Origin of the sequence: Streptomyces malaysiensis subsp. samsunensis (assembly GCF_024519315.1) — a bacterium.
Classification (GTDB): Bacteria; Actinomycetota; Actinomycetes; order Streptomycetales; family Streptomycetaceae; genus Streptomyces; species Streptomyces malaysiensis.
In genome coordinates this window covers 103013-112573 of record NZ_JANIIC010000033.1, presented here as the reverse complement: position 1 = coordinate 112573, position 9561 = coordinate 103013, and the positions used below count along the sequence as shown (strand labels likewise).

At 72.6% G+C, this 9561-nt stretch carries 9 protein-coding genes; 6 read left to right on the top strand and 3 right to left on the bottom strand.

Annotated elements, in window-relative coordinates:
• Positions 1 to 151 precede the first annotated feature (151 nt).
• Positions 152 to 976: an ABC transporter ATP-binding protein gene (locus tag NQU54_RS26520; RefSeq protein WP_257633306.1), complete on the bottom strand. Its 825-nt coding sequence runs from the start codon at positions 974 to 976 to the stop codon at positions 152 to 154.
• 216 nt (positions 977 to 1192) lie between these two features.
• On the opposite strand from NQU54_RS26520, the gene NQU54_RS26515 reads away from it, so the two are divergent.
• The gene (locus NQU54_RS26515) at positions 1193 to 1921 is read left to right on the top strand and encodes a 3'-5' exonuclease (RefSeq protein ID WP_257633305.1); all 729 of its coding nucleotides are present in this window, start codon (positions 1193 to 1195) and stop codon (positions 1919 to 1921) included.
• Between the two features lie 650 nt (positions 1922 to 2571).
• Positions 2572 to 3174: a TIGR03086 family metal-binding protein gene (locus NQU54_RS26510; RefSeq protein WP_257633304.1), complete on the top strand. Its 603-nt coding sequence runs from the start codon at positions 2572 to 2574 to the stop codon at positions 3172 to 3174.
• Between the two features lie 28 nt (positions 3175 to 3202).
• Here the strand turns inward: NQU54_RS26510 and NQU54_RS26505 are convergent, their stop codons facing one another.
• On the bottom strand, positions 3203 to 4102 hold the full coding sequence (locus NQU54_RS26505) for a phosphotransferase enzyme family protein (protein ID WP_257633315.1): 900 nt from the start codon (positions 4100 to 4102) through the stop codon (positions 3203 to 3205).
• Between the two features lie 228 nt (positions 4103 to 4330).
• Between NQU54_RS26505 and NQU54_RS26500 the strand changes: the two genes are divergently transcribed.
• The 4 genes from NQU54_RS26500 to NQU54_RS26485 all read left to right on the top strand — a co-directional run bounded on the left by NQU54_RS26500 (position 4331) and on the right by NQU54_RS26485 (position 8668).
• The gene (locus NQU54_RS26500) at positions 4331 to 5278 is read left to right on the top strand and encodes a carbohydrate ABC transporter permease (RefSeq protein WP_100805872.1); all 948 of its coding nucleotides are present in this window, start codon (positions 4331 to 4333) and stop codon (positions 5276 to 5278) included.
• On the top strand, positions 5275 to 6126 hold the full coding sequence (locus NQU54_RS26495) for a carbohydrate ABC transporter permease (RefSeq protein WP_257633303.1): 852 nt from the start codon (positions 5275 to 5277) through the stop codon (positions 6124 to 6126). Before NQU54_RS26500 ends, NQU54_RS26495 begins: the two co-directional genes overlap by 4 nt.
• A 53-nt stretch (positions 6127 to 6179) precedes the next feature.
• A complete protein-coding gene (locus tag NQU54_RS26490; RefSeq protein WP_257633302.1) occupies positions 6180 to 7466 on the top strand; it encodes an ABC transporter substrate-binding protein in 1287 nt (428 codons plus the stop codon).
• Positions 7467 to 7618: 152 nt separating this feature from the next.
• Positions 7619 to 8668, top strand: a complete 1050-nt coding sequence (locus NQU54_RS26485) for a CDP-alcohol phosphatidyltransferase family protein (RefSeq protein ID WP_257633301.1) — start codon at positions 7619 to 7621, stop codon at positions 8666 to 8668.
• On the opposite strand, the gene erm is transcribed toward NQU54_RS26485, so the two are convergent.
• On the bottom strand, positions 8572 to 9495 hold the full coding sequence (gene erm, locus NQU54_RS26480; protein ID WP_306279096.1) for an ErmE/ErmH/ErmO/ErmR family 23S rRNA (adenine(2058)-N(6))-methyltransferase: 924 nt from the start codon (positions 9493 to 9495) through the stop codon (positions 8572 to 8574). The genes NQU54_RS26485 and erm overlap by 97 nt on opposite strands.
• Between the last annotated feature and the right edge of the window lie 66 nt (positions 9496 to 9561).

The following is a 9561-nucleotide window of genomic DNA, read 5'->3' as shown; positions in this document are numbered from 1 at the left end:
TACCCCGACCGGGAGTGTCTGTGAGCCCTGGCGGGGTGGTTCAGGGCTCCGGCCGCCGCTGCCTACCCCCGAGGGAGGGCGGCCGGAGCCACACACGAGCGAGAGGAGAGGGCCTGCGTGCGACGGCGATGGGCGACAGGATCCCTTCGCGTCAGATCCGCTTCCCGGGGTCCGTACGGATCCTACGGATCGTACGGGCGGTCCAGCGGCCGTCGGTGCGGGTGATGTGGACCGGGTGGTCGAAGCACTTGGTGATGTGGTCGGTGGTCACCACCTCGTCCACCGCGCCCGAGGCCAGGCACTCCCCGGTGCGCAGCAGCATCGCGTGGGTGGTGCTGGCGGGCAGCTCCTCCAGGTGGTGGGTGACCAGGACCGTGGCCAGCTCGGGGTGGTCGCGGCGCAGGGTGTCCAGGCTCTCCAGCAGCTGCTCACGGGCGGCGAGGTCCAGCCCGGTGGCCGGTTCGTCGAGCAGCAGCAGCCGGGGGCGGGGCATCAGCGCGCGGGCGATCAGCACCCGGCCGCGCTGGCCCTGCGACAGGGTCGGCCAGCGCGCGTCCAGCTTCCCGCCCATGCCGAGCGTGGTCAGCAGTCGGCCGGCCCGGTCCCGCTGTTCGGCGGTGGGCCGGCGGCGGGGGACCGGCTCCACGGTGTTGGTCAGCCCGGTGAGCACCACGTCCCGCACCCGCAGCGGGGAGCGCAGCGGATGCCGGGGGTCCACATGGCCCACGAACGACCGCAGCTCGCGCAGGTCCACCCGGCCCAGGGTGCGGCCGAGGACCTCCACCGTGCCGTGCGTCGGGTGCACCAGCGCGCCCGCGAGGCTGAGCAGGGTGGACTTGCCCGCGCCGTTGGAGCCGAGCAGCGCCCAGTGCTCCCCCTGGTGGACGGTGAGCGAGATCGAGCGCAGCAGCGGGGTGCCGTCGCGCACCACATCCACATCGCTCAACTTCAGTACGGGAACGGCCGGGGCGGTCACTGGGCCGCCACCTCCTTGTTCTGTCCTTGTCCTGGGCGACTGTCTCGACCTGTGCCGCGTACGGCACGGGTACGACGGAGGCTATCCCGGGCCGGGCCGGCGGAGGGTTGCCGTCCGGTTGTTGAGAGGGCGTGGGGCCGCTCGTGGCGGGCGTTGTCAGTGGTGCATGGGAAGGTGGGCACACATGGGGGAAGTACGACAAAGGGAGGGGCGGCCATGGGCTGGCACCGGGGGCTGCTGATCGGATTCGATCTGGAGACGACGGGCACCGATCCGCGGACGGCGAGGATCGTCACGGCGGCCGTGGTCGAGGCGAGGGGCGGGGAGCCGATCGGCCGGCGCGAGTGGCTGGCCGACCCCCAAGTGCCCATACCGGACGACGCGGTGGCGGTGCACGGGATCACCAATGAGCAGGCGGCGGCGGAGGGCCGGCCCGCGCGTGAGGTGGTCGAGGAGGTCGCCGAGGTGCTGGTGGCCCACTGGCGCTCCGGCGCCCCGGTGGTGGCGTACAACGCGGCGTTCGACCTCAGCCTGCTCGCCGCCGAGTTGGGGCGGCACGGGCTGCGCCCGCTGAGCGAGCGGCTGGAAGGGGCGGAGACCGGCCCCGTCGTGGATCCGTACACGATAGACCGCGCCGTCGACCGCTATCGCAAGGGCAAGCGCACGCTGGAGGCGGTGTGCGGGGAGTACGGCGTGGTGCACGACCGCGCCCATGACGCCGGTGCGGACGCGCTGGCGGCGGTTCGGGTCGCCTGCGCGCTCGCCGAGCGCCACCGCGAGGTCGCCGGGCTCGAGCTGTGGGACCTCCACCGCAAGCAGGTGGGGTGGTACGCCCACTGGGCGGCCGACTTCCAGTCCTGGCTGCGCCGCAAGGGCACGCCGGACGCGGTGGTGGACGGCGGCTGGCCCCTGCGGGAGGCGGAGGCGGAGGCGGCGGTGGGGTAACCGCCTCTCGCTCCGCTGGGAATGCCCCGGCCTGCCGTCGATCGTCTGCGGCGCCCACGAGGCGGAGCCGCACATCGACACGGCCCCGCGCCCCTTGGGGGTGCCTCTCGTTCGGGGCGCCTCTCCGAACGCGGCCGACTGCCGCCGTTCCGCTCAGCGGCCCGCCCAAGGCGGACATCGGAGCGGCCCGCCCGGCGGATATCGGAGCGGCTCACTCGGCGGATACCGGAGCGTGCCGCCTGGCTGACGTCGGAGCGTGCGGCCCGGCGGACGTCGGCGCGGTTCACTCGGCGGGTTCCGGAGTGTGCCGCTGGGCGGATAGCGGAAGTGCGTCGCCTGGCTGACGTCGGAGCGTGCGGCCCGGCGGACGTCGGCGCGGTTCACTCGGCGGGTTCCGGAGTGTGCCGCTGGGCGGATAGCGGAAGTGCGTCGCCCGGCTGACATCGGAGCGTGCGGCCCGGTGGACATCCGCGCGGCCCGCCCCGCGTACATCGGCGCGGCCCCCGTACATCCGCGCGAGCCGCCTTGCCGTACATCCGCGCGGCCCGCCTCCCCCTACACCGGAGCGCGCCGCACCGATGAGTTTCCGGCCGCCGTGCGGTCCATACGCGTGAGGGGGAACACGCACTCGATCGAGGAGAAGAACCACCGTGACCGACGACCAGACCGTCATGATCGACTTCGGACCCGCCGCCCAACGGGTGACGGCGCTGCTCAGCGGAGTCTCGGATGAGCAGCTCACCGCGCCCACCCCGTGTGGCACCTACTCCGTGGCCGATCTGCTCGACCACTTCATGGGGCTCGCCATCGGTATGCGCCATGCCGCCGAGAAGACCACGGCCGCGGCGGGTCCGGACGCCCCCGCCCCCGGCCAGGGGGCGGCGGAGCGGCTGGACCCCGACTGGCGGCAGGAGCTGCCGCGTCGGCTCGACGCGCTGACCGCCGCCTGGCGTGAGCCGTCCGCCTGGCAGGGCACCACGGAGGCCGGGGGTGTCACCATGCCCGCCCAGATGATGGGCATCGTGGCGCTGGACGAGGTGGTGATCCACGGCTGGGATCTCGCCCGCGCCACCGGCCAGCCCTACGACTGCGACCCCCACTGCGCCGAGGCCATCATCGGGTGGCTGTCGGCGTTCCCGGACGAGCAGCGCCCCGAGGGGGCTTTTGGCCCCATCGTCTCCGTGGCCGACGACGCCCCGCCCCTGGCCCGCGCGGTCGCCCTCAGCGGCCGCGACCCGGAGTGGCGAGCCTGAGCGAAGCCCTTCGTTCAGACCCGCTCGTTCAGAACGTGTGCCAGCGCACCGCCGTGTCGCCCTCCCGCAGGGAGGCGATGCGGCGGGCGAACTCGGTGCGCGCCGCCGGGTTGCCCGGGGCGTGCTGGGACACCCATGCACAGCTGGCGGTCTCCCGCGCGCCCCGCAGCACCGCGCAGCCGGGCCATTCGCGCACGTCCCAGCCGTACTCCGCCACGAACGCGTCGTACTCCGCCGCGCCGAGCCCATAGCGGTCCCGGGACAGGGCCATCACCACCAGATCGTGCTCGCGCAGATCGTGCGAGAAGGTCTCCAGGTCCACCAGCACCGGGCCGTCGGGGCCGATGTGCACATTGCGCGGCAGCGCGTCGCCGTGGATCGGGCCGGGGGTGAGCCGCGGGCTCAGCTCCTCGACGGCGGTCGTGAAGTCGTCCCGGCGGGCGCGCAGATACGCCGCGTCCGCCGGGTCGATCGCGTCCCCGGCCAGCCGCAGCCAGCGCTCGACCCCGCCCAGCAGATCGCGGCGCGGCAGTGTGAGCGGCGCCGGATCGGCGGGCGGGTCGGGCAGGGCGTGCACCATCCGCAGCAGCTCCGCGAGATCGCGCGGCCCGGCGGGGCGTACCGGATCGGGGAGCCGCTGCCAGTAGGTGACGAGGTGGTCGGCGAACGGCAGCGGCTGCTCGGGGCCGAAGCGCCGGTCGGGGCGTACCGCGGGCAGACCCTCCCGGGCGAGCCAGTCGGCGATCCTCAACTCGCGGGCGGCCCGGTCCCACACCTCGAGATCGCGGCTGATCCGGACCACCAGGGAGAGGCTGTCGACGGCGAAGACGGCGTTCTCGCCGAGGGCCAGCAGCCGGGCCTCCGCGGTACCCGCCCGGTAGGGCGGCAGCGCGGCCGAGAGCACCGCCCGCGCCCGCTCCTCCGTCAAGGCGACATCCGCCACCGCCACACCCCTCACTCCTCGTGTCCGTGCCGCCCAAGTCTCGCATCGGGTCCCGCGGCCAGTGTCACGTCGGGTCCTACGCCGGATGCCGCACCGGGCGCCGCGCCGGCTGCCTCAGATGAACCGCTTGACTGCGCCGTCCGCCCTCCGCACGATGACGTGGGCTCTCCCACCCGGGCCGCCCTCCCACCGTGTCCGAAGGAGGCCGCGCCGTTGGTACCCGTGACCGCCGCCTCCGCGCGCTCGGGCGAGGGCTCCGCCGAACACCCGTCAGCCGCTCCCGGCAAGCGGCCGGGCAGCCGCGTCGCGGCGCACCGCCACGGGACGTGGTTCCTGGTCCTCCCCGCGCTGATCCCGATCCTCCTGCTCAGCGTCGGCCCGCTGCTCTACGGCATCGCGCTCGCCTTCACCGACTCCCAGGCGGGCCGCACCGAGCCCACCCAGTGGATCGGGCTGCTCAACTTCCAGGATCTGCTGCGCGACACCCTCTTCTGGGAGTCCTTCCGGATCGGCCTGGTGTGGGCGGTCGCCGTCTCCGTACCGCAGTTCCTGCTCGCGCTCGGCCTCGCGCTGCTGCTCAATCAGAACCTGCGGTTCCGCTGGCTGGCGCGGGCGCTCGCGATCGTGCCCTGGGCGATGCCGGAGGTCGTGGTCGGCATCATGTGGCGGCTGGTCTACCACCCCGACGCGGGGCTGCTCAATGAGACGCTGGGCATCCACCGCGACTGGCTCGGCAGTCTGTCCACCGCCCTGCCCGCCGTCGTCGTGGTCGGCATCTGGGCGAGCCTTCCGCAGGTCACGGTCACCCTGCTGGCCGGGCTCTCGCATGTGCCACGCGAACTGCACGAGGCCGCGGCCATGGACGGCGCCGGTGCCTGGCGCCGCTTCCGCGCCGTCACCTGGCCCGCCATCAGGCCCATCGCGCTCGCCATCAGCGCGCTCAGCTTCATCTGGAACGTGAATTCCTTCGCGCTGGTCTACGTCCTGACGGGCGGTGGACCCGGTGGCCGTACCCGGCTACCGATGCTCTTCGCCTATGAAGAAGCGTTTCGCTATGGCCAGTTCGGCTATGCCGCGGCGATGGGGTGTGTGCTGGTGGCGGTGGTCTCGATCCTGCTGGCCGTCCATCTCGTCGCCCGGCTGAAGGGGGACGACGCATGAGCCCCCGCGCCACCGCCGGGCGCCGGGCGGCCCGCACCGGCCAGTACCTCGCGCTCCTCGGCTATATGGTCTTCCTCGCCTTCCCGCTGCTGTGGCTGGTCTCCACCGCCTTCAAACCGCCGCGTGAACTGGCGAGCCTCCACCCCGGCTGGATCCCCGACCATCCCACTCTCGACAACTTCCGCCAGGCGTTCGAGGAGCAGCCGCTGCTGCGGTCCGCGGGCAACAGCCTGATCGCCTCCCTCGCCGCTGCGGCCATCACCGTCGTCATCGCCACCCCGATGGCCTATGTGATGGCCCGGCACCACCGCTCCCGGCTGTCCCGGGCGGCCACCGGCTGGATCGTGGTCAGCCAGGCGTTCCCCTTCGTCCTGGTGATCATCCCGCTGTTCCTGGTGCTCAAGGAGGTCCGGCTGATCGACTCCCTCGCCGGGCTGATCATGGTGTATGTGGTGTGGTCGCTGCCGTTCGCGCTGTGGATGCTGGCCGGGTACGCACGGGCCGTACCACGCGAGTTGGAGGAGGCCGCGGCGGTGGACGGCGCGGGCAGGCTGCGGACGCTGATATCGGTCACCGTCCCGCTGCTGGCCCCCGGCATCGTGGCCACCGCCCTCTTCGCCTTCCTCACCGCCTGGAACGAGTTCTTCTTCGCGCTCGTCCTACTCAAATCCCCGCGGAAACAGACGATGCCGGTCATCCTCACTCACTTCATCGGAACCGAGGGCGTGGCCGACCTCGGCCCGCTCGCCGCCGCCTCACTGCTGGCGACGCTGCCCTCGCTCGTGCTGTTCGCGGTCATCCAGCGCCGGATCACCAGCGGCACCCTGGCCGGGGCGGTGAAGCACTGATGCGGAGCCGCGGCGGTGAAGCACTGATGCGGAGCCGCGGCGGTGAAGCACTGATGCGCCGCCGCACACTGCTGGCCGCGTCCGCCACCGGAACGCTGCTGTCCGCCTGCGCGCCCGAGCGGCGGCGGGCCACCGGCGGCCGGATCACCCTCCGCTTTCAGTCCCTGGCCTGGCAGAAGGAGTCCGTGGCGGCCAACAAACAGCTGGTGGGGGAGTGGAACGCGGCCCACCCCGACATCCGGGTCGAATACGTACAGGGCAGCTGGGACGCCGTCCACGACCAGCTGCTCACCTCCTTCGAGGGCGGTGAGGCGCCCGACATCATCCATGACGCCACCGACGACCTCGCCGACTTCGCCTACGGCGGCTATCTCGCCGATCTCACCGATCTGCTGCCCCGGCGGCTCAAGGCCGAGATCCCGGCCCGGACCTGGCAGACCGCCACCTTCGGCGGCGGCGTCCACGGTGTGCCGTTCCTCCAGGAGCCCCGCGTGCTCATCGCCAACCGCGCCCTGCTGGAGCGGGCCCGGGTGCGGATCCCCACGCCTCAACGGCCGTGGAGCTGGGCCGAGTTCGAGGACGCCGCCGGGGAGCTGACCCGGGACGGGACATACGGTGTGGCCTGGCCGCTCAAGGAGCCTGTCTCCGCGACCCTCAACCTCTCCCTCTCCACCGGCGGCAAGGTCTTCCACCGGGGCGCGGACGGCAAGGTCACCGTCCGGTTCGACGCCGCGGACCGGCGGGTGCCCCGTGTCATCCACGACCAGTTGGGCGGCGACCGCAGCGCCGCGCGGACCACCCTCGGCATGGGCGGCTCCGACACCCTCCCCGGCTTTTTCGGCGGGAAGTACGCGATGGTGCCGCTCGGCTTCTCCTACCGCCAGCAGATCGTGCAGCAGGCGCCCGAGGGTTTCGCCTGGACCGTACTGCCCTCCCCGGCCGGGCCCGGCGGCGACCAGCGGCAGGGGGTGAGCCCGCAGACGCTGTCCATCGCCGCCGACAGCCCGTACCGGCGCGAGGCGGTCCGCTTCATCGACTTCTTCCTGCGCCCACCGCATATGGTGCGGCTGGCCAGGGGCGACTGGATGCTCCCCACGGGCGTGACCGCGCTGCGGGACCCCGCCCTGCGCACCCGCCGCCACGGCTGGGCCACCGGCGCCGCCCTGGCCGGACGGCTGCGCCCGGCGCCCGCCCAGTCGGTGCGCGGCTATCCGGAGTGGAAGGACAAGGTGGCCACCCCGGCGCTCCAGGAGTACTACAGCGGGGCGATCGGCATGGCGGAGCTGCGGAAACGGCTGGTCGAGGACGGAAATCTGGTGCTGGCCCGCTACCAGCGGTAGATCCCGGTACGCGCGCCTGGTCGTGCCATGGACCCGGTCCTCCAAGCAGACCGATACCCCTTGGCAAAGGTTGCCCTTGCCCGATCTTGTCCTTTCTCTTAACAACTTCTTAGCTTCAGGTGAACTCCTTTCGAACGCCAGGAAGATTGACCATGCCCCGAGACATTCCACCGCTCGCCGAGGTCCGCCGGATCACCGAGAAGAAGCGAGACGCGTGGTGGACCGTCATGCTCGTGGACCCGGTGGCCACACCGCTGGTCCGTTGGACCGCCAGGTACACCCGGGCCACCCCCAACCAACTCACCTGGGGTGCGTTCCTGGTGGGCCTCGGCTCCGCCGCCTGCTTCGCCCAGGGCGACTGGAGATGGCTGCTGCTCGGGGCCGTGCTCTACCACGTGAGCTTCATCTTCGACTGCATGGACGGCAAGCTGGCCCGGCTGACCGGCACCGGCTCGGTCTTCGGGGCCTGGCTGGACTTCGTCTTCGACCGGATCCGGGTGCTGGTCTGCTCGATCGCCCTGATGGGCGGCCAGTACGCGCGCACGGACGACGTCCTCTATCTGTGGCTGGCGCTGGCCGTCGCCTCCCTGGACGCGCTGCGCTACATCGACTCGCTGGAGATCTTCAAGATCCGGCACGGGATGCGCAAGCAGATCAAGGCCCGGATGCGGGCCGCCCGCAAGGCCGAGAACCAGGCCGAACTGGCCTTCATGGAGGACCTGCTGCGGGAGAACCCCGAGGCCGATCTGGAGACGGACCGCGACACGGTGGCTCCCCTGGAGCCGGTGGCCGCCGTGGAGGCCACGGCGGCCCCGGGCACCCCGGCCGCGGCCGGGACCGGCGCCGGGGCCGGCGCCGAGGCCCCGGTCCAGGTACCGACCCCGCGCCGCCCCGCCGTCGTCGATCTGCACCAGGAGTTCCGGCGCCGGTTCCCGTGGTGGGTCCGGTGCCGGAACCTCCTACAGCGCCACCGCATCCGCGCTCATCTCATCAGCGGTATCGAGTTCCAGATGGGCGTGTTCATCATCGGCCCGGCCCTGGACGCGGTGGTGGCGACGACCGTCGTATCGGGTGCGCTGCTGCTCGTCTTCGAGCTGGCCATCATCTACAAGTTGCTGTTGTCCACCCGGGACTTCACCCGCACCATCAACTCCTTCGAAGCGGCCGATCGCTTCCCGGCCACCACCGCGGTCAACTCCTGAGCGAGGACCAGCCACTGCTCCGGCGTCACGTACGCCACCACCACCTCCCGCCCCAGCCCGGCCGCCCGGCACGCCCGGTCGACCGCTCGGGCGGGGCAGACCCGGCGCAGTGACGCGTGGAGCGAGCCACCGACCCCGGTGAAGCCCAGCTCGACCAGGTCCGCGTAGGCGGACCGGGCCACCGGGTCGGTGAGCAGCGATTGCGGCCGCCGGGTCAGCCGCAGGATCCCGCCGTCCACGGCGGGCACCGGCCGGAAGGCGGTACGGTCCACCAGCCCGCACAGCCGCCACTCGACCTCCGGCCAGGACCGCACGGTCAGCAGGGACCAACGGCCGTAGTCCCCGGTGCGCTTACGGGCGTACTCCGCCTGCGTGAGCAGTGTCGCCGAGGTCAGCCTGGGCACCGCCCGCAGCGCCCAGGCCACGATCTCGGCGGTCCGGGCGTAGGGCACATTGCCGACCAGGGCGAACGGCTCGCGCGGCGGCGCCGCGGTCAGGAAGTCCCGGTGCATGACCCGGACCCGCGGATGGCGGGCGAGCCGCTCCCGCAGCCCCGGGATCAGATGGCGGTCGATCTCATAGCTGATCAGCTCACGGCAGTGCGGAGCCAGCGCCTCGGTGAGCGCCCCCTTGCCCGCGCCGACCTCCACCAGGAGGTCGCCGGGCCCGGGGCGGGCGGCGCGTACGACGCGGGCGACGGCGCCCGGGTCGGCGAGGAAGTTCTGCCCGTACGCACGCCTCGCGCGGTCGCGTTCGGTACGGCGCGATTCGGTACGGGGGGCTTCCGTACGGCGCGGTTCGGTACGGCGCGGTTCGCCCCCGCGCAGGGCATGGGGATGGTGTCGATTGCGGGCCACGGCCACGGTCCTTTCGGGGCCGGGCGGGCGGCAGCA